The 21,369-nt window shown below is 40.0% G+C and carries 16 protein-coding genes, 2 rRNA genes and 1 pseudogene (1 of these 19 only partly in view); 3 read left to right on the top strand and 16 right to left on the bottom strand.

The features are described 5' to 3' along the window. Positions 1 to 387 (bottom strand): 23S ribosomal RNA (locus tag QFX10_RS04260) (it extends 2,536 nt beyond the left edge of the window). Between the two features lie 202 nt (positions 388 to 589). Then, a 16S ribosomal RNA gene (locus QFX10_RS04255) occupies positions 590 to 2,154 on the bottom strand. Together the 16S and 23S rRNA genes form the textbook arrangement of a ribosomal RNA operon. A gap of 570 nt (positions 2,155 to 2,724) precedes the next feature. Between QFX10_RS04255 and QFX10_RS04250 the strand changes: the two are divergent. Further along, a pseudogene (locus QFX10_RS04250) lies at positions 2,725 to 4,140 on the top strand (IS1182 family transposase). 218 nt (positions 4,141 to 4,358) lie between these two features. Here the strand turns inward: QFX10_RS04250 and QFX10_RS04245 are convergent. The 7 genes from QFX10_RS04245 to QFX10_RS04215 form a co-directional block, all read right to left on the bottom strand. Further along, positions 4,359 to 4,739, bottom strand: coding sequence for a DUF956 family protein (locus tag QFX10_RS04245; protein ID WP_280606969.1), 381 nt, complete (start codon positions 4,737 to 4,739; stop codon positions 4,359 to 4,361). 88 nt (positions 4,740 to 4,827) lie between these two features. Continuing rightward, positions 4,828 to 5,748, bottom strand: a complete 921-nt coding sequence (locus QFX10_RS04240; RefSeq protein WP_280606968.1) for a PTS system mannose/fructose/sorbose family transporter subunit IID — start codon at positions 5,746 to 5,748, stop codon at positions 4,828 to 4,830. 14 nt (positions 5,749 to 5,762) lie between these two features. Further along, positions 5,763 to 6,575 carry a PTS mannose/fructose/sorbose transporter subunit IIC gene (locus QFX10_RS04235; RefSeq protein ID WP_280606967.1) on the bottom strand — a complete coding sequence of 271 codons (813 nt, stop codon included), beginning with the start codon at positions 6,573 to 6,575 and terminating at the stop codon, positions 5,763 to 5,765. A gap of 36 nt (positions 6,576 to 6,611) precedes the next feature. After that, positions 6,612 to 7,598: a mannose/fructose/sorbose PTS transporter subunit IIB gene (locus tag QFX10_RS04230; protein WP_280606966.1), complete on the bottom strand. Its 987-nt coding sequence runs from the start codon at positions 7,596 to 7,598 to the stop codon at positions 6,612 to 6,614. Between the two features lie 54 nt (positions 7,599 to 7,652). After that, a complete protein-coding gene (locus QFX10_RS04225) occupies positions 7,653 to 8,144 on the bottom strand; it encodes a PTS sugar transporter subunit IIB (protein ID WP_280606965.1) in 492 nt (163 codons plus the stop codon). After that, on the bottom strand, positions 8,135 to 8,548 hold the full coding sequence (locus tag QFX10_RS04220; RefSeq protein WP_280606964.1) for a PTS sugar transporter subunit IIA: 414 nt from the start codon (positions 8,546 to 8,548) through the stop codon (positions 8,135 to 8,137). The genes QFX10_RS04225 and QFX10_RS04220 overlap by 10 nt, the downstream gene beginning before the upstream one ends. Positions 8,549 to 8,707: 159 nt before the next feature. Further along, the gene (locus QFX10_RS04215; RefSeq protein ID WP_280606963.1) at positions 8,708 to 11,458 is read right to left on the bottom strand and encodes a sigma-54-dependent transcriptional regulator; all 2,751 of its coding nucleotides are present in this window, start codon (positions 11,456 to 11,458) and stop codon (positions 8,708 to 8,710) included. A gap of 154 nt (positions 11,459 to 11,612) precedes the next feature. Between QFX10_RS04215 and QFX10_RS04210 the strand changes: the two genes are divergently transcribed. Together QFX10_RS04210 and QFX10_RS04205 are read left to right on the top strand one after the other, a co-directional pair. Continuing rightward, positions 11,613 to 13,349, top strand: coding sequence for an ABC1 kinase family protein (locus QFX10_RS04210; protein WP_280606962.1), 1,737 nt, complete (start codon positions 11,613 to 11,615; stop codon positions 13,347 to 13,349). A gap of 88 nt (positions 13,350 to 13,437) precedes the next feature. Continuing rightward, entirely contained in the window at positions 13,438 to 14,037 is a 600-nt protein-coding gene (locus QFX10_RS04205; protein WP_280606961.1) for a nitroreductase family protein, read from the top strand. 84 nt (positions 14,038 to 14,121) lie between these two features. Here the strand turns inward: QFX10_RS04205 and QFX10_RS04200 are convergent, their stop codons facing one another. The 7 genes from QFX10_RS04200 to QFX10_RS04170 form a co-directional block, all read right to left on the bottom strand. Next, complete coding sequence (locus tag QFX10_RS04200; RefSeq protein WP_280606960.1) at positions 14,122 to 15,453, bottom strand: lipopolysaccharide biosynthesis protein; 1,332 nt, start codon at positions 15,451 to 15,453, stop codon at positions 14,122 to 14,124. Between the two features lie 313 nt (positions 15,454 to 15,766). Further along, positions 15,767 to 16,738, bottom strand: coding sequence for a glycosyltransferase family 2 protein (locus QFX10_RS04195; RefSeq protein WP_280606959.1), 972 nt, complete (start codon positions 16,736 to 16,738; stop codon positions 15,767 to 15,769). A 22-nt stretch (positions 16,739 to 16,760) separates the two neighbouring features. Next, positions 16,761 to 17,681 (bottom strand): O-antigen ligase family protein, encoded by a 921-nt coding sequence (locus QFX10_RS04190; RefSeq protein WP_280606958.1) that lies wholly within the window; start codon positions 17,679 to 17,681, stop codon positions 16,761 to 16,763. Positions 17,682 to 17,982: 301 nt separating this feature from the next. Further along, positions 17,983 to 19,107 (bottom strand): glycosyltransferase family 1 protein, encoded by a 1,125-nt coding sequence (locus QFX10_RS04185; RefSeq protein ID WP_280606957.1) that lies wholly within the window; start codon positions 19,105 to 19,107, stop codon positions 17,983 to 17,985. Further along, positions 19,094 to 19,582, bottom strand: a complete 489-nt coding sequence (gene pssE, locus QFX10_RS04180; RefSeq protein ID WP_280606956.1) for a PssE/Cps14G family polysaccharide biosynthesis glycosyltransferase — start codon at positions 19,580 to 19,582, stop codon at positions 19,094 to 19,096. The genes QFX10_RS04185 and pssE overlap by 14 nt, the downstream gene beginning before the upstream one ends. 19 nt (positions 19,583 to 19,601) lie before the next feature. Further along, complete coding sequence (pssD, locus tag QFX10_RS04175; protein WP_280606955.1) at positions 19,602 to 20,057, bottom strand: PssD/Cps14F family polysaccharide biosynthesis glycosyltransferase; 456 nt, start codon at positions 20,055 to 20,057, stop codon at positions 19,602 to 19,604. A gap of 23 nt (positions 20,058 to 20,080) precedes the next feature. After that, the gene (locus QFX10_RS04170; RefSeq protein WP_280606954.1) at positions 20,081 to 21,292 is read right to left on the bottom strand and encodes a glycosyltransferase family 4 protein; all 1,212 of its coding nucleotides are present in this window, start codon (positions 21,290 to 21,292) and stop codon (positions 20,081 to 20,083) included. Between the last annotated feature and the right edge of the window lie 77 nt (positions 21,293 to 21,369).

Below are 21,369 nucleotides of genomic sequence, written 5' to 3'. Positions count from 1 at the left end.
TCGCTTACAGGGCTATCACCTTCTCTGGCTGATCTTCCCAGATCATTCAACTACTTCGTTTCTTGGTAACTCAAATGTTCAGTCCTACAACCCCAAGAAGCAAGCTTCTTGGTTTGGGCTGTTCCCTTTTCGCTCGCCGCTACTCAGGGAATCGAATTTTCTTTCTCTTCCTGCGGGTACTTAGATGTTTCAGTTCCCCGCGTCTACCTTCAACTGAGCTATGTATTCACTCAGCGATAATAGGCGATAAAACCTATTGGGTTTCCCCATTCGGAGATCTCCGGATCACAGTTTACTTACAACTCCCCGAAGCATATCGCAGTTAGTCACGTCCTTCATCGGCTCCTAGTGCCAAGGCATCCACCATGCGCCCTTAATAACTTAACCTAAATTATCTTACGATAATGGTTATGAGTTTAGCGATACAAACTAATTTGTTTTAAACTCTTTAAAACGCGGTGTTCTCGGTTATTTTAATTAACAAAGAAATAAAAGATATTATCTAGTTTTCAAAGAACAAGTTTGAGAGTAGACCTCTCAAAACTAAACAAAGTTTCAGATAAAGTGCAGGTTTCCGTAATATCCTTAGAAAGGAGGTGATCCAGCCGCAGGTTCTCCTACGGCTACCTTGTTACGACTTCACCCCAATCATCTGTCCCACCTTAGACGGCTGGCTCCAAAAGGTTACCCCACCGGCTTTGGGTGTTACAAACTCTCATGGTGTGACGGGCGGTGTGTACAAGGCCCGGGAACGTATTCACCGCGGCATGCTGATCCGCGATTACTAGCGATTCCGACTTCATGTAGGCGAGTTGCAGCCTACAATCCGAACTGAGAACGGCTTTAAGAGATTTGCTAAACCTCGCGGTCTTGCGACTCGTTGTACCGTCCATTGTAGCACGTGTGTAGCCCAGGTCATAAGGGGCATGATGATTTGACGTCATCCCCACCTTCCTCCGGTTTGTCACCGGCAGTCTTGCTAGAGTGCCCAACTAAATGCTGGCAACTAACAACAAGGGTTGCGCTCGTTGCGGGACTTAACCCAACATCTCACGACACGAGCTGACGACAACCATGCACCACCTGTCATTCTGTTTCCGAAGAAAAAGTCCTATCTCTAGGATTGTCAGAAGATGTCAAGACCTGGTAAGGTTCTTCGCGTTGCTTCGAATTAAACCACATGCTCCACCGCTTGTGCGGGCCCCCGTCAATTCCTTTGAGTTTCAACCTTGCGGTCGTACTCCCCAGGCGGAATGCTTATTGTGTTAACTGCAGCACTGAAGGGCGGAAACCCTCCAACACTTAGCATTCATCGTTTACGGCGTGGACTACCAGGGTATCTAATCCTGTTTGCTACCCACGCTTTCGAACCTCAGCGTCAGTTACAGACCAGAGAGCCGCTTTCGCCACTGGTGTTCTTCCATATATCTACGCATTTCACCGCTACACATGGAGTTCCACTCTCCTCTTCTGCACTCAAGTCTCCCAGTTTCCAATGCACTACTCCGGTTAAGCCGAAGGCTTTCACATCAGACTTAAAAGACCGCCTGCGTTCCCTTTACGCCCAATAAATCCGGATAACGCTTGCCACCTACGTATTACCGCGGCTGCTGGCACGTAGTTAGCCGTGGCTTTCTGGTCAGATACCGTCGAAACATGAACAGTTACTCTCATGCACTTTCTTCTCTGACAACAGGGTTTTACAATCCGAAGACCTTCTTCACCCACGCGGCGTTGCTCCATCAGGCTTTCGCCCATTGTGGAAGATTCCCTACTGCTGCCTCCCGTAGGAGTTTGGGCCGTGTCTCAGTCCCAATGTGGCCGATCAACCTCTCAGTTCGGCTACGCATCATTGCCTTGGTAAGCCTTTACCCCACCAACTAGCTAATGCGCCGCGGGCCCATCCGAAAGCGGTAGCCGAAACCACCTTTCACATAAACACCATGCGGTGTTCATGGTTATGCGGTATTAGCACCTGTTTCCAAGTGTTATCCCCCTCTTTCGGGCAGATTGCCCACGTGTTACTCACCCGTTCGCCACTCAACTCTTTATCGGTGAGTGCAAGCACTCGGTGATAAAGAAGTTTCGTTCAACTTGCATGTATTAGGCACGCCGCCAGCGTTCATCCTGAGCCAGGATCAAACTCTCAATTTAAAGTTTGTGACTCTTTATTTTTACTAGCGAATTGACTTCGCAAAATGTTTATTTGCTCTTATCACTTAGATAAGAGACCCTGCACATTTGCTTATCGAAACTTTGTTCAGTTTTCAAAGATCTACTTGATAAGTAATAACTTATCAAACAACATAAATTATTTTATCAGTTGTTCATTTATTTGTCAACCGCTTTTTTGAAATTATTTTGAATAAAAATTCAAAACTTTCAATCAAGCGACGACTTTTAAATCATATCAGATCTAAAAGATCATGTCAACAGATAAATTTTATTTTTTTAACACTCAAGCGCTCATACCTTGTTGCGCTCAAGCAACGATATTAACTATACATTGATTTCTAGCGTTCGTCAACACTATTTGCAAACTTTTTTTGCAAAAATTTAGATAACGAATTTTTATAACTAGGTTTGCAAGAATATACGGTTTTAAACTGAAAAATGCCCTTCCATATCGGAAGAGCATTGCAGAATGTAGACTAAGTCATCAGAGTATGTGCTCTGGTGACTTTTTTTGTATAATTAAAGAAAACGATTACGGAGGTATTTGTCATGCTTCGCAAGAGTGATCCCAATCTCAAACGCCGTGAATATGCTCGTACTTCTCTAGATGATTTGGTCCCAAAAGATCATTTACTCCGTAAAATTGATCAAATTATTGATTTCTCTTTTATTTATGATCTTGTCGAAGATTCCTATTGTAAAAATAATGGCCGTCCCAGTCTTGATCCTGTATTACTCATAAAGATTCCTTTGATTCAAAATCTATTTGGTATTCGTTCTATGCGTCAAACGATCAAAGAAATTCAAGTTAATGTCGCTTATCGATGGTTTCTAGGACTGGGTTTAAATGATCCTGTTCCTCATTTCTCTACTTACGGTAAAAACTATAAAAGAAGATTTGCTGAAAATCATGTAATAGAAGCCATTTTTGCTCATATCTTGAAACTCTGCTTAGAAAATGATCTTATCGACACAACTGATATTTTTATTGATGGAACTCATTTGAAAGCTGCTGCTAACAGCCGTAAATATACTACTGAAGTTATTGAAACTAAGTCAAAATTTATGAGTGAAGATCTCGAAAAAGAAATAAATGTAGATAGAGCTAAACATCAAAAGAAACCCTTAAAAGAAGAAAAACCTAAAAAAAAACTAGACAAGTAAAAATATCTAAAACTGATCCTGATAGTGGATGGTTTCATAAGGGTGAACACAAACAGGTTTTTGCCTATAACGTTCAAGCTGCCTGTGATAAAAATGGGTGGCTCTTAGCTTATGTGGTCGGTGCGGGAAATATCCATGATACGCAACTTTTTCCTGAAATATTTGAAAAAGTACGGAAGTACGACCCACAATATATTATCGCTGATTCTGGCTATAAAACACCCACGATCGCACACTTTTTACTATCTCAAGGCATAATTCCCATTCTTCCTTATAAACGCCCAAGGGGCAAAGTTGGTACGCTTAGACCCAAAGATTTTGTTTATGATGAATATTATGATTGTTATTTATGTCCTGGCGATCAAATCTTAATGTACTCCACAACTAATCGAAGTGGTTATCGTGAATATAAAAGTGATCCTACAATCTGTGAAAAATGTCCTTTACTGCACAAATGTACACAAAGTAAAAATCATCAAAGAGTTATCGCTCGTCATGTTTGGCAAGATAGTATGGAAAAATGTGAGGATATCAGGCATCAAACTGGCTCAAAATTAAAGTATGAAGCGCGAAAGGAGACGATCGAAAGAAATTTTGGTTCGGCAAAAGAATATCACAACTTGAGATACGCCCGAGAAGTAGGAATTGATAAAATTCTAGCTCAAGTCGGGTTGATATTTGCGTGCCTAAATCTAAAAAAACTGGTAAAAATACTGGGGAAAAAACCTGTTATATTCGTATATTTCAAAGTATATAGTTATAAAAATACATAAAAAAACAAACTCTATCCGATTTGAATAGAGTTTGTCTACGTTCTGAAATGCCCTTCCATATCGGAAGAGCATTGCTTTATTTTAAGTTATGGTGATTTCGCTTCTTTTTAGCTAGTAAATCAGCCACTTTATACGCTAACAGTCCTCAACTAAACAAGTTCCTTCTTTTTGTGCAGTCAACAACTCTTGCTGACAGTACTTAAACAAAGAGAGCTAAAAGGATCTCAGCCCTTTTAGCTCTCCTACTCAATTGCTTTTCTTAGCAAATAACTGCTTTAAGTTGCGCTTTAAAACTTGGAAAAAAGTTAGCGAACGGACCATCTTCTCAGGCGCAACGTACTTTTGCATCGCCCGCAACAGCTTTTTAGAATTTTTAGCGGAAAAAGAAAAAGTCCCATCCTTTTTAGTTTGGATCGCAAAGCGCGGGATCCAGCGACCTTTGAACATCACCGACGCGATCACGAGCTCGACTTCATCCCAAGGGATCTGAATGAATTTATTCACGTCACGATCGTTAAAAAACTCAAAGCCTTTATTCCCGATCATGATCTTGCCATAATCCGTCAACCCGATATAAGAAGTCCCTTCCATCACAAGATCGACTTTTGAATTGATCGATTCAACCATTTAGCTTTCCTCGTATTTCTTTAAAATTAGGCTCAGTATAGCACAAAACGGCCTCATCTTTGAAATGAGACCGTCTGAAAACTTTATTTTAAAGTAAGCCGATCACGTGACCTAAAATACCAACGATAAAGATCGCAACGATAATGATGATCGGAGATACTTTCTTCTTCAAGAGCCACATACATAAGAATGTGAGCAAGAGTGCTGCTAGACCTGGGATCAATTGATCCAAGTTGTTTTGTAATGTCGTAACTTTTTCAGAAGTAAGTGAGAGACCTTTACCATTGTTATATTGGATCAAGGCTTCTTTGACACCTTGCATGTTGTTTGGTAACTTATCCCATTCGATATAAGCACCTTTTTGCAATTTAACAGTCGAAACAGTTGGGGTAAAGTTGATCGTTACCCACCGTTCGATCAAACCACCTAAAACGAACATACCCATGATCGAAGCTAAGCTCGTTACGTATTGTAACATCCCACCAGACATATCTTCGGTGATCTTTGAACCGGCGTTGTAACCAAATTCTTGTGTGTACCACATGAAAGCCCAACGGATCAAGTTCCAAGCAACAAAGAATAAGATCGGTCCTAAAATGTTACCACCTAACGCAAGGGAAGCACCTAAAGCACCTAACATCGGACGTAATGTGAACCAAAAGACTGGGTCACCAACACCAGCCAAAGGTCCCATCATCCCGACCTTCACACCTTGGATCGCAGCGTCATCCACATCAGTCCCGTTAGCGCGGTCTTCTTCTAACGCTAAAGTTACCCCAAGGATCGGTGAAGCTACATATGGGTGTGTGTTGAAAAATTCCATGTGACGCTTCAAAGCAGCCGCACGATCTTCTTTTGTCTTATACAATTTTTTGATCGCTGGGATCATTGAGAAGCACCAGCCACCATTTTGCATACGTTCATAGTTCCATGAACCTTGAAGGAAAGTTGAACGCCATGCAACTGATAAACGATCTTTTTTAGTTAATTTGATTCTGCTTTCAGCCATTGTTTCTTTCCTCCTTATTCGTAGTCATTCAAAATGTCGCCTAATGGGTCACCAGTGTTGCTTGCTTGGCCACCACCGTTGCCACCATTACCAGCATTTTTCTTCAATTCAAGATAGATCAAGCCAAAGGAGACACCTAAAGCACCTAAGGCGATCAATGTTAAGTCAGAGATCGCAGCGATCACAAAACCGATCGCAAAGAATGGCCAAACTTCACGAGTTGCCATCATGTTGATGACCATTGCGTAACCAACGGCAACGACCATGCCACCACCGATCGTCATCCCTTCATTCAACCAAGCTGGCATCGATTCCAAGAATCCACGTACGGCAGCTGATGGAATAACTAATAAAGCAGCAGCTGGAAGCGCGATCCGAAGACCTTGCATACAGATCCCAATGACTTGCCAAACTTCGATCTTACGGTAGTTACCTTCTTCAGCAGCAGCGTCCATGATGTGCACGATCGGCACAGCAAGCGTCCGCGCTAACATCGTCAAGAACAAACCAGCCACAGCAAGTGGGATCGCAACAGCGATCGCTGTCCCGACACCTTTTACGCCTTGACCACCTTGCACTAAAATAATAGCAGATGCAACTGAGGCTAACGCTGCATCAGGCGCAACCGCAGCCCCGATGTTAGCCCAACCTAAGGCGATCATTTGTAATGAACCACCTAAAATAATACCGGCTTCAAGATTACCGGTCACTAATCCGATCAAAGTACATGCTACCAAAGGTTGATGGAATTGGAATTCATCTAAGATCCCACCCATACCTGCAAAAAAGGCAACAATTACTACTAGAATCATTGATATAGCAGACATGTTCTAATCCTCCTAATTTCTATTGTCAGTCCAAACTTACATCTTTAGTTCTTGGCGCGCCTTATTCAAGATCGCATCCATATCTTCAGGTGAATCGCTTGGAACTTTGCGGACGTCAAATTTAACGCCATCTTTTTCTAGTTGTTCAAATGCTTTTACGTCTTCTTGGTCTAAAGATAAAACTTTGTTGACTGCGACTTTTCCGACAGAGTGGGCCATCGAACCAACATTTAACGTCTTGATGTCAACTCCACCTTCGATCGCTTTCAAAGCGTCTTCTGGATTTTCAAATAAGAGCAAAGCTTTTGTATCGCCAAAGCGAGGATCTTTTGCAACTTCGATCATCTTTTCGATCGGCACAACGTTTGCGTGCACTCCTGGAGGAGCCGCCTCAATGATCATGCTCTTCCGTAATTTATCATGCGCAACGTTGTCAGAAACAACGATGATCCGATCTGGATTGGTCGATTTAGTCCATGATGTAGCTACTTGACCGTGTAACAAACGTGAATCGATCCGGGCTAAGACATATTTGATCTTCCCATCGCCTAAAACAGTTCCCGGTGGGATCGCTCCGACCGGTTGTGCGGCTTTTGTCTCTTCTTTTGCTTCTGTTTTTGGCTCAAGCGATTCTGGTTTGACCCGCACACCATCTTTCCCAGCTGAAACTAAATGAGCAGCGATCTCTTGGGCTTTTTCCATCGAGAATCGCGATGCATAAGCCTCGATCACCATCGGTAAATTCATCCCGGCAACGATCGCCCACTTATCTTTATGCTGTTCGACCAAGTTATTAGCTTGGTTAAATGGTGTTCCACCCCAAAGATCGACTAAGAACAAGACTTCTTCAGGATCATCAAACGATTTGATCGCGTCTTCCATCTTAGCTCTGATATCATCAGGACCTTCGCTTGGCATTAACGTCACATGTGCAACATTTTCTTGCTGACCAAAGATCATTTCCCCCGATTGGAAAATACCGTCGGCAAAGCTACCATGACTTGCTAAAATAATACCAACCATTATTACGCCTCCTATGAAATATTTTTAACTACACTTTTCAAACTCTCGTCCTCTTTAAACAAGACCTTTATCAGATAAAGTCTTCCAAAGATCTTTTTTAGGATCGTTGGAGACTTTTCTTTGATCTAACATGATCCCTTGCTTTTTGAGCCAAGTCAAAGCTTTGAGATCTTGTTCGTTGACTGCGATCGTCTCAGTGATCATTTTACGTGTTTGGTCAAAGCTAAGTGAACCAACATTGACACTTTTGACTTTGATCCCTCCGATCAATAAACGCACAGCATCGATCGGGGCCTCAACTAAGATCAAAACCGATAATTTAGCAAAACGTTCATCTTGGTAGATGCGGATCATCTTTGCAACTGTCAAGACATGAACTTTGACACCAGGTGGCGCAACTTGCAATAACAAGCGCCGCCGGATCACATCTTTAGCAGCGTTATCACAAACGACTAACACATGCGAGACCCCAGTACTTTTGACCCAGTCTGTCGCCACTTGTCCATGTAACAAACGCGAATCGATCCGCAGAAGTTTTACTTCCATAGATCTCCCTCCGGTTCAGCTGTTGCGATCGCACTTTGACCGATCTGCACTAACTGTTTAGTCAACTCCGCTAAAGTCGCCCCACTTTCTCGTAAAGCATAAGCTTCAAGTAAAAGTGCCAAGTTGACACCTCCGATCGCAGCAAACCGTTTAGGATCTTGTTTGACAAACGCTGTCGCAGCTAACATCGGATTGCCTCCGTAAAGGTCACATAAAAACAGGATCTGATCTGTTTTAGAAAAAGCTTGAAGTGTAGTTTGATAGTTATCTTTTAAAGTTTGCAGATCTTCTGCTGGTTCAAAAGCGACTGCGACCACTTTTTCTTGTTTGCCAAAAATCAAATAAGATGAGTTGATAAGTTCTTTTGCTAAATGGCCGTGGCTCGCAACGATCAAACCTACCATTGAGACCACCCTCTCTAAAAAAATAACTTCATACACCTTCTATATAGCAAAAAGCGTGCCAACTTTTGTGTATCGGAACCTAAGACCTTAAACTAAAGCAGAAATTTTTTTAAATAAAAATAACGATACACAAATTTTGTGTATCGTTATCATTGTGTATCAATTTTTGACTGCTTCTGTCTCAAGTAATTTTATGATGTAATACTCTTCGGCTCGTGCTAACTTCAGATCAAGCGTTGTCTCTAAATAAGTATCTGCTTTTTTGACTGCTTGAGCCCATGGTGCCTCTTTGATCTCAAGCGCTTGCTTTTTAGTCAGTGAGACTGGTGCATTTCTTAAGCTCCGTTCGATCGTCCCACCAAGATGCATTACGACAGCTAACCGCTTTGTATCAGTGAGTTTTTCTTTTCTCTCTTGTTCCAAGATCGCACAGTATTCCCACAAAATATGAATGATCTTTTTGGGATTGATAAAAGTATAGTATTGCTCTAAATAATTAGCTGCCATCTCTTGCGTCACATCAGGAGCTAGTTCTTTAGTCGTTTGAGTCTCAAAATGCCCTGTTTCTGTTTGCTCTAAACATTCGACCAAGCGTTTTTTTCCAACCTCTCCTTGGAATAACTCCTCAAGCGAGATATATGGTACACCTAACTTAGGATCAGCCACTCCAGTAGTTGCAATGAGCTGGTATTTTTCTTCGATCTGTTTGAGTTGGGCTTTGATCCCCACGACCGATAACGGCAAGACACAAACATCATCGATCAAATGCTCGGTCAAGATCTCATCGATCATCTGCTTGATCTTTTCAGCTGTACCTTTTCCAGTTGAACATAAAGCTAAGATCGCCCTTGGTTTGAGTTCATCGACTGGTACTTCTTCGACTTTACGCGAATAACCGTTGAATTCACGCAATTCGGCATAAACAGACGCCAGATCACTATCGATCAAAGCCGTTTTTCGTGCTGCTTCTAAAACCATTGCCGTCGTGACCATATCGATCGTTTTGATCTTGATATCAGTCAAAGCACTGATCTTCTCGCTAAATGTCCCAAGCGACCCCATATCGACTAGAAGCAAGACACCATTGCCCCGATCGACTTGAACGACTTTTTGTGCGATCGCTTTTAAAGCTTCTTTTGGATCCATTTCAAGTGACATATCAAAAGCACTAAGATTATCTACAGCTAAAAGCTCTGTTACGACTTGGACCATCGAAGAAGCCGTATGATTTCCATGAGCTGCGACAACAACACCGACTTTGCCATGCTTAGGTACCGAATTGAGCGAGATCAACAAGACTGCCAAATAATACACTTCTGATTCAGGAACTAAAAAGTCATAATGAGCTTCTAATTTTTCTTTGATCAACTTAGCCAATTTTAAATCGGCCGGATAGTCTTTGACCATCGTAACTAGATCATCAGAAACTTCGCGCATCGGCCGTCCCGATTGGACGCGTTTGATAAATGAACTTAGATGTAAACTCATCGCATAAATGAAATTTTCACCTGCATGATAGTTACATTCCCGTTTTAATAAAGCAATGATCTCCTTTGTCAAACGAAGTGTATCTTGATCGACCAGTTCATTTAAATTTTTTTCGGTCCGTGAGATCTTATTATCACGATAAAATGACTTTAAATGAACATTGATATCAGTCATGATAAAATTATTGATCGCACTTTGATCCAACCCTTCCTCTTTTAAAAGAGCTGCCTTATTACCGATGATCTCATATAAATTATACGGTAATTCATAGCGGTCGCTCTCTTTGATCACAGGCTTTTCACCGTCAGGCACGATCACCATGACTGGTTCTAAAAGCTGGGCTAATTTGCCTAAACGTACACGGTCACTGGCTAAACGTGACAAACCTTCTTTGATATTTGGCGGAAGTTGTTCAAATTCTAAATTGATCTGTTCTGTCTGTTCGACACTATTTAAAAAGCCTTGCGCACAAACGAGCTGGATGTTTGATTTCAACTGCCCGACATTACCAAAAGTCACACTCCCAAGTAAAGCTTTGACAACATCTTCTGGCACGACGATCTCTCTTTTAGTGCGGTTGGCTTCTAAAGTCAAGAGGCGTTTCAAGAGGGCCAACTGTTCACGGACGCTCCGTTTTTCAAACTGAGGCATCCCGATCACGATCGGGATCCGACGGACAAACGTTTTCAAAAGTGAACTCTCTGGATCTTCAGTTGTGGCACAGATCAAGCGCACATCAGCATGGTGGACTTTAGCGATCTCACCTAGACGGTTATATGTCCCATGGTCCATAAAGTAAAAGATCATCTCTTGTCCTTCTGGTGGTAAGCGGTGGACCTCATCTAAAAATAAGATCCCACCATCGGCTTTTTGGATCAGACCATCTCGATCTTCATCCGCTCCAGTAAAGGCCCCCTTGACATAACCAAAAAGATGAGACATCAACAATTGAGGATTATGCGCATAATCAGCGCAGTTGAACGTAATGAACTCTTTTGTCTTGAGCATCTTTTGTTCGCTCGCAAACTGATGCATCGCATTGGCAAAATATGTCTTCCCAGAACCAGTAGGCCCTGTGATCAAAACATTTAAGCCGTGCGGTGGATATAAGATCGCAGCCTTAGCTTGTTCGATCTGATTTTTCAAACTTTCCTTTTGGCCGATCATCGAAGCAAAAATGTCTTGGGTCGGATGCTCAACTTGTATCTGGTCTGCCACAAGCGCGCTAGACGCGGTCTGTTTTGCCAAAAGATATTTGACTGGTCGTCCTGAGATCTTTTGTAAATGCCCTTCACGGACTAACGTATTCAATTCTTTACTGACATTATTACGTAAAATATCTAATGCCGTTGCGATCTCAGCTGTTGTTAGCGCTGTCTTATTTTGCGTGACATAGGCTAAGATCCGTTCTTTTCGCGTCATCTCTTCTCACCTCATTTGGTATTCTATTAGCAGTGTATCACTTCTGTATCAACTTTAGCAAAACATATCCTTGCGCTAGTCAGATTCTTTTTCTTACTGAAAAAATAGTTTTATTATAATATTATGCACACTAATAGAAAGAGGCCCTACTTTTATGGAAGAAAAAGATCCCTTCATTACGACAAAAGATAAACGCAAACGCTTACGTGAGATCTTACATATCTTGCGCAAATATGAAGTCATTCGTAATTTTTTACGTCAAAAAGACCCTGGAGCTGTCCGTCAAGCATTCGAAGAGCTTGGTCCAACTTTTATCAAAGCTGGCCAATTGCTCTCAACTAGACCAGATCTGATCTCACCAAGCTTTATCCACGAATTTCGCAAATTACAAGATAATGCGTTGACTGATCCTTTCGCAAGTGTCAAAGCCACTTTTGAACAAGAATGTGGTCAAAAATTGACTGCTGTCTTTGCCAGTTTTGAAGAAGTTCCTTTTGCTTCTGGGTCGATGGCACAGACCCACCAAGCAACTTTAAAAGATGGCACAAAAGTCGTCGTCAAAGTGCAGCATCCACACATCAAAGAATTGATCGAAACAGATCTTTCTTTATTCAAACAAGCATTAAAGATCTTAAAGTTCGTCCCTGATATGAGCGTCGTCGATCCAAAAGAGATCTTACAAGAACTCAAACGCTCACTTTTAAATGAACTCGACACGTCTGTCGAGCTCAAAAATAGTATCGAATTTTACCGTTTAAATGACCAAAAAGATATTATCGAAGTCCCTAAAGTCTATCCTAAATATTCTGCCCAAAAGATCTTAGTCGAAGAAGCAATGCCAGGTCAAAGCATCAAGCATTTAGTCACACCACTTGCAAGTGATCCCAAAAAGCGTGCTAAAGAACAAGCAATGCGCACGTATCTTGCTCAAGTGCTCGTCAAAAACTTTATCAAACAAGTTTTTACCGATAATTTCTTTCACGCCGACCCACATCCTGGTAATCTTTTATTTTACGAACTAGATGCAAAGAAAACATCACGCTACCAAACAACTAAACATTACCAAAAAGAGCTTGGTAATGTTTCAATGGAAATGACCCGCGCCAAACGTCTACCACCCTATCGTCTCGTTTATCTTGATTTTGGAATGATGGGGCGTTTGACTAAAAATATGGCTGATGGGATCGCTAAGATCGTCATCGCTTTGAATACCAAAGATACATATGCGATCGGAAAAGCGGTTTTAGCTGTTTGCAACCGAACCGGCGTTGTCGATGAAGAAGAATTTTATACCCAACTAGGTATTTTTTTGACACCTTATCTCGAACTGGGACTTGGACAGATCGACCTTTCTGCTTTGCTCTTTGAAGTCGTTAGTCTATGTCGCAAAAATAATTTACAACTCCGCTCAGAAGTAACGTTGCTCGTCAAAGCTTTTGCCTCATTGGAAGGAGTCGTTGCTGCCCTTGACCCAACACTTTCGCTTCTTGAAGTTGCTCGTCCTTTTGCTAAAGAATATTTCAAACAAAATTTTGATGCTAAACAAGCGTTAGAAGATCTCACTTTTGAAGCTTATCGTGCTTTTAAAGTTGCCCCTAAATTGCCTGTCAAGTTAGAACACCTACTTGATGATAGCTTGAACGGAAACAGTCGTTTGAATCTCAAATTGAAAGGACAAAAAGAGTTGCTCGATCGCCTAGAAACTTTAGTCAACCGGCTCGTACTTGCGATCATCTTAGCCGCTTTGATCATGGGGTCTTCACTTTTAGTCGAAGGTAGTGAAAAACATCCTGCGATCTACAATATCGGCGTCATCGGGTATCTTCTTGCCGCCTTGATCGTCTTATTCTTATTACTAAGCGAAGTGCACCGCCGTTTCAAAAAGAAATAATTTTAAAAAATTTTGCAAAATGTATTTAACTTCCAAAAAGTAAGTGTTATAATAAAAACAACAACTACAGAAATGAGGAGCTTTTATTATGACAAATCCAGTAAATGAAAACTTAAAAAAACGTCGCTCGATCTATGCTCTTGGTAAAAATGTCACACTTCCAAAAGAAAAGATCGTCGAAACGATCGAAGAGGCAGTGCGTCAATCACCAACTGCGTTCAATTCTCAAACAGTGCGAGCAGTGATCTTATTTGGTGAAAATTCAGATAAAGTGTGGGATATCGTGGAAGAAACATTGCAAGCTGTGGTCCCGGCAGAAAGTTTTGCAAAAACAAAAGAAAAGATCGCTTCATTTAGAGCGGGATTTGGTACGATCCTTTATTTCACAGACGAAAATATCGTACACGGTCTAGAAAAAGATTTCCCACTTTACGCTAAAAACTTTGCTAACTGGGCTGAACAAGGTCTGGGGGGCGCACAACAAGCCGTCTGGACTGCTTTAGCTGCTGAAGGGATCGGCGCTTCTTTACAACACTATAACCCACTGATCGACGAAAAGATCGCTTCTGCATTTGATCTACCTAAAAATTGGGTCTTACGAGCTCAAATGCCATTTGGTTCGATCGAAGCACCTGCAGGTAAAAAAGAATTTATGCCCGATGCAGAGCGCTTCCGCGTTTTTGATTAAATAAGCGTAAAGCACTGTAAAAAAACATCTGTGAGCCTAAAGTGTTCACAGATGCTTTTTTATTATCTAAAGCGCGTCTTTGACTTACAAACCAAATTTGGCTTTGACGAAGCGGAGACCGGTACTCTTGCGATAAAAAATATAAACACAAGAAACGCTGAGCACAAGGAGCAAGAAAGCTTTGCAAATAAAACTCAGATAACCAGTCACAAATAAAAACCTTGAGAGTAAACTTCCTAAAAGAAACAGCACAAGTAGTAAGGCTATATTTTTCAAGAGCTCTAAAAAATAACTGCGACTTGAATGTCCAAAAAATTGTTTGAACAATAAGATCGGTTCATACCAAACATAGGTCAAAAGCTTTGCGAGCACTGTTCCAAATAAAATACCAGGCAGACCAATAAAATGTCCTAAAATGATCGAAAGCAACAGGTTTGCGCCTGCTGTTCCCAACATAACGTATTTGATCTGCTTGTAAAGCCCAGTTGCTTCACGATAGACCCACACTGGAAGCAAGATCACTGAAAAATATAAATTGATAATGATCGCATATAAGACTAGAGTATCTAAAAGATAAGCTTTGCCAAGCCATAACCTAATAAAATCTTGCAAGAGAAAAAACATCAAGGTGACAACGATCACACTTAACCCGCTACAAATAGTTTGTAAGATCTGAAAAACTTCATATCTCTTCGCTTTGCCTTCTTCAACAATAAGATTGCCTAAGCTTGCAGTCAATGAATTGAAAACTGTTGTCAACAACGAGATCGCTTTCGACACGACCAACATATAATTTGAATAAAATCCCACTACTGTCGTACCAACTATGATCGAGATCAAAGTACTATCAGTCGCATTGATCAATACATTTGAAGTTTTATAAACAAAAACGGCTTTGATATTATCGAAAAGTCCCCGAATGTCATCTTTTGCTAGCGAAACTTTTTCGTTTATATACGGATATTCTTTACTTGCTATCGCTGATACAACAAAATTATAGATGTAAGTAAAGAACACTTGGATGATCAGATAAACTAAAAAATTATGGGTCAGCCATAAAAACAGACATAAGACGACATTTTGCAAAATATTGAAAATGCTACCGTATTTAGCCGTGATATAGCCTTTTTGATCAGCAACTAAAACCGTCGTTTTATAGACAACGATATATGAAGCAACGGTATTGAGCAGATAAAGCAAATAATAGAGCGTTAAGTGTGGTAGATCTGTTTTCAAATTGACCACATATTTCAAAAAAGGGATCAGGCCCAGACCACCTAAAAAGATGACTAAAGCGATCACATTACACACTTTTTTATAAAAATGCACTAGACCACTGATGTAAGTCTCATTTTTTTCAGCTAACGGCTTATAAAAACTGTACGTCATAGCTGTGATCAGTCCCAGATCAGCCATAGACAATAACGTCAAGATATCTTTAAAAACGGCCTGTATCCCCAAATATTCAACGTTAAGAAAATACAGAAATATCGTTCGATTCACAAAACCTAAGACTAGCATCAGTAACTGATAGCCAATATTATAACTTATATTTTTTATTGCATTATTTGTCCTTGTTGACATCATCTTAACTACTATATCGCAGATCCACCTTTTCAGAAGAAAATATAGCTTTTCCTTTCCTAAATTTTAGTTACTATTATCCACATAGCTTTACAGGGCAGATCGTCTGACAAAATATCGATCGCTTATAGGCACCTCAGCACACTTACCGTCTTTTTTTGAACTTATAATAGGTCGTGATCACTTTTTTATAGCATTTTGGATGGAGTTGATAGAGCAAAAACGTTACGTAGCGTGAAAAACCTTTCTGCCACCCACTTTTAAAAAATAAACTCGTATTAGCAGTGGCTAGCTCTTGTACGATCACTTCTTCATACTGCTTAGTAGCTTCTTTATCATCAGCTTTATAAAGCAAGCGTAAAAGCCACAGTAAACTATTGACTTGATGAAGTTCGATGATCTTTTGCTCCTCTTCGGTGAATGGAAGAGCTAGCAACTTGTGAAAAGTCTTGATGACAGTCATATTATTTTCGGAAAATTTTTGGTGCATGACACTAGCTTCGTTTCTTCGATAATAGTACAGCTTCTGCTCAGAAACATAGATCGTATCGATATATTGACAATAGCGCATATTAAAAAACATATCTTCCATGATTTTTAAGCTTGGATCAAAGAAAATGTCGTGGCGCAAGATCAATTTTCGTGAATATATTTTATTATTACACGAGCCAAAAAGATGTTTTGTCAACCAAAATTCATATACGAAGCGCTCTTTAGTTATCAAACCTTGAAAAGGAGCACTCCCTTTACCAAAGCCAGCGCCTCCGATCCCTACGACAGCCATATCTCCGCGTTTCTTACCTTGCAAGAGCCTTTCTAAAAATTGCGGGGCAAGGTGATCATCTGCGTCAACAAATGTCAGATAGTCACCGCTGGCCGCTCTTATGCCGATATTACGTGCAACTGACACACCTTGATTTTGTTTATTATGGTATAAAGTGATCGCCATCTCTGGGTTATCTTGTCTGATCCCTTCTAAAAGTGCCCATGAGGAATCACTGGAACCATCATCAATAAAAATAACTTCAAGCTCTTTGTAAGTTTGTGCTTTAATACTTTTGAAGCATTCTTCTAAATAAGCTTCTGCGTTATAACAAGGAATAATTATACTGATCATTTAAATCCCCCTGTGACTTTAATTAGATCATTGGCTTTTTGTAGTCCAAACAAGCGTAATATGTTAAAGCTATAAATATATACTGTGTAGGGCGAACGCCAGCTTCCATCAAGCCCCCAAGCAAAAAACAATAAATCGTAATAAATAAAATATTTGCTAGCGTTGTTGGGATCTTTCCTAAAATCAAAAAAACATATATATGCAGACAGATATAAAGAAATAACGTAAGTAAGCCACCCCTAGCTGCAATATCTAGCAACTGGTTATGGGGAGAAAAATAGCCCCCCCATATTTGAATGATCTCAGGATTATTTCCCCAACCGAGCAAAGGTTTTTGCTTGATCAATTCTAAAGCTTGTTCCCAAAGAAGGCTTCTTCCTGTAAAACCTGCGTCTCGTCCCAACAAACTCGTAAAATCTGCCACAAGCGGGTTACTATCACCTAATACGATGATAAAAACAAAAAAGCTAAAGTAAAGGCTGACCAGGGGCCAAATATTATGTTTTCTGTTAGCTAAAGCACTTAACTCGAGCAATATGATAAGAGAGCTGATCACCAGCAGTCCAGTCGCTGAACCTACGAGTAGCATACTTAAGATACTGATCACATTAAAAATGAATATTCTTGGTGTCAGCCTTATGAAGTAGTCGCCTATGAGCAATTTCACTTTAAAAATCGAATAGTTTTGCGCAGCAAGAACATAATTGAGCCCTACTAAACTTAGCAAATTATATACGATACCATTGTCTTGCCCTAAAAAATAAAGCGGGTTTCGTATTTGAGTATAAAGACTTGCAAAAGGTAACCCCTGCGGATAAAGGAGCGTCAAGCCAAAGTTTACAAGTGTTAATGTGGCTAAGATCACAAAAGTCACATGTACTATTTTGGCTATATCTGCTTCAATACCTAACTCCACCAACATCGGTAAGGCTAAAGCTGGCAAAAGATCTGTATAGGCATTTAGATCACTCAGTCCGTTAAAGACCGAAGAACTGAGCAAGAGCAAATTAATGGCCCAGATCATTGAAATTATGACTGAGGTCTTTCCCCGTAGTAAATATAAAAAAAAGATGAGCATAACTGCCCCTAACTTCCAAAAAGAGGTCAGCTCATAAACCTTGGTCAGACTAGGAATATATTTGAGTGAATAAGGAATAAAAAAGGGTATCAACAAGAAATATAACACCGGCTTGTTTTGGACCAATGTACGCCACGTCATTTTAACCGCTCCTTTTAGGCTGATCTCATTTTGCCAAAAGAGTTAAATATTCTTCATAGAGCTGCGTTGAGATCTCATGTCCATCAAAAATTTTTAAAGCTCTTTTTTCTTCTTCACTCAAATGATGTTCAACACCGGCTTGTTGTAAAATCATTTCAGCCCAATATTTACTACTTTTTTTTAATGAGACAAAATGAACTTTGGAAGTCACGACTACTGTTTGTGGGATATTATCAGCAGCAAATGACACTAACCCGTTTGCCTGTGCTTCAGCTAAAACGATCGAAAAACCTTCAAATAGGCTGGGTAAAATAAACACGTCCATCGCTGAAAACCAATTATAAACATCAGTCACATTCCCGATAAAAAACACTTTATCACTTAACTTCAATTGCTCAACTTTTGCTTTGATCTGATCTTTGCGACTACCTGTCCCGATCAGCAATAAATTCGCATTCGGCATAACGCGCTCAATTTTTTGAAAAACATCGATCAAGAACGTATGATTTTTTTGTTGGTTAAAGTGACCGACATGCCCTAAAATAAACGCATCTTTTGCTATCCCTAAGCTTTTTCGGATCGCACTTCTCTGCCGCTCTGAAAATTGAAAGCGTTGCAGATCGACCCCGTTATAGATCACCTTAAAATCATTTGCCAAAAAAAGCCATTCGCCAGCAGCTTGACTACAAGCCAAAGCCTGCGTATAGCTTCTTAAAAACAAAGGTCTAAGTAATTTATGCAAGAACTTATGATCACAAGTCGTATTATGACTATGCGCGATCCTAACATCCACTCCAGCTAATCTTGCCGCCAATAATTCAAGCGCCATCAAGGAGCTACTTCCGTGAACATGAACTAAGTCAAAGTTATTTTTTCGCAAATAAGTAAGTAACTTGCTAAAATACCCTAACGGAAAGCGCGTTCGACCATTAATGACTACTAACGATAACCCTAAATGGTTTAGGCGTTTTTTCAAAGAATGCTCGACATTAAACGGCGATAGGATATGGCACTCTAACTTTTTTTCAGCGCTCAGCTCTCCCATAGTATCCAAAATAAATTTAGTGATCCCACCAGCATTGACGCCACTAGTGGGAATATGCAATACCTTTAGTGTTTTCTTTGGACCATTTGTCCTACCTTTTGCCAATTTTCTCAATATCCTTTCTAAGTTCATTCACGAAAACAGCATTAGTTGACTGGAAAGTCCGATATTTTTTTTGCTTACTTCGATGCAAAACTTTTTCTAGATCATCAACATCATAGAGCGCTTCAAGATAATTTAATTTTGAAAACAAAGCTACGATCTGAAATTGATGGTCATCTATATGCTCACCATATTTACTATCTCTAGGGATCGCGATCACTTTTTTACCTTTTTTCAAAGCTGTGATGATCACCCCAGTCCCACCATGACAAATAATGGTATCAGCCTTTTCGATATATTGATCAAACATTTCTTTTTCGATAAAATCAAAATTTTCAAAACTACTAGGACGATAATTACTGTAACCGACCTGTGCGATGATCTCTTCTTTGATCTTACCAGCATTTTTTAAACTATCGATTTTCTTCAAGACGCGATCAAATTGAAATTTTTGCGACCCTAAAACAACAAATATCATAGTTATACACATCCTTTAGTCAATAGATCCCACCTATATATTTAGCTTTAGGATAGACCTTTAGCATTTCTGGCCACTGAACATAAAATATGTCGGCAAATTTATACATGACCCGACCTGTCAAAGTTGGAGAGTTGATCTTAGCAAAGGATTCTATATATATGACCTTTTTTCTGAAAAGCTTGGCGATCAAACATAATGGGATCGTTGACAAGACCCCTGTCGATACGACTATATCTGGTCTTTTTACCCCAAAAATGTAAAACGAAAACAACACATTGTAGAAAAATGCAATAAAATAAGTCACGTTTTGCCGATTGACCTGCTTTGTAAAATAAATCGGTACTTCACTAAAATTTTGATTATACTTTGTTTTTTCAGTCACGATAAAACTGTCATACTCTGCAAATAAACTTTTCAACATTAAAAGTTGCTCAAAATGCCCGCCAGATGATGACGTAAAACAGACTCTCATGGAAGCGCACCCCCTCACACCTGCTATTTAGACATTTCCTTTAGCGCGCGTTTGATATTTTGGTAAAAAAGTTGTTCACTAAAACGCTGCTTTGCCACTTGTTGAGCTTGCAAGGCTTTTTTTTGCCAACTTGGAAGATCACTTAAAACTTCTGCCATTGCAAAGGCTAGATCTTTGGACAAATTTTCCGTCACTTCTAACAAAATACTATTTGTAGCACTCGTTGTTTCTGGAATGCCCCCTTTATTAGTCGTGATCAGTGGCTTACCAGCTAATTGTGTCTCGATCATTGTTAGACCAAGTGGTTCTTCCCAAAGCGAAGGTAAAACCACTAGATCAGCTAGAGCATAATATTTTCCCAGTTCTTGATTATTCACAAAGCCCGTCGCATGGATCCGTGGATACTCTTGCACGATCTGGGATAACTCACGCTCAAATAAGGTCATTTGTCCCATTCCAAAAGAACTAGCTCCTACTATAACTAAATGGGCGTGAGTATTTTCTAGTTTTTGAAAAGCTTGGACAACTTCTAAGACCCCTTTTTTAGGCATGATCCGGCCAACAAAGAGAATAACTGGCGCATCTTTTGGGATCTGATATTTCAGCTTCAAGCGTTCTTTTTCATTTTTAGTGACCCTTCGTTCGAATTGCGCTGTCGCGACCCCATTATAAACGACTTTGAATGGAAGCTGTTTCCCAAAACACCATCTAGTGTTTTTTTCTAAAAAGTGACTGACACTGATCACACCTGCAAAAGCTTTTGCAGGATAAATTTTTCGGAAATGTAAATTATGCGTATGAAAATAGACTTTCCCACGATACTTAGTTGCTAATTTCTTAGAACTGAATAATTTAGGCAAAAAAATCGCATTTTCGATGATAACTAGATCGTAGTCTTCTGCTAATAAAAGTTTTTTAGTTTTTCTTTTGCTCACCAGTTGCCAAAGATAATTTTTTTGCCACAAGTTTTTATCTCTTTTGAGTAGACGCAATAACGTAGTCACATTTTTATCGATAAGATCGATATAAGCTGGTCTTTTTAACCATTTAAAACTGACTCTTGGGTATTTTTTCGATACCTCGAATGCAGCTTGATCATAAAGAGAAAACACAGTAAGTTCCACTGTTTGATCTTCATTTGCGCCTTTGACAAGACTTTCGATAAGTGTTTCAACAGCCCCACCTCTAACTGCTGGGATCGGAAAAATATATGAATTCAAGATCGCGATCTTCATTACTTTACTGCTATATAATATGGAATTATGAAGATATTCTATACGATACCTGCCATAATCTAGAAAGAACTATAGCT

This window comes from Ligilactobacillus faecis (genome assembly GCF_029889745.1).
GTDB lineage: Bacteria > Bacillota > Bacilli > Lactobacillales > Lactobacillaceae > Ligilactobacillus > Ligilactobacillus faecis.
The sequence above is the reverse complement of the archived record's forward strand: the minus strand, read 5'-3'. Positions and strand labels throughout refer to the sequence as shown.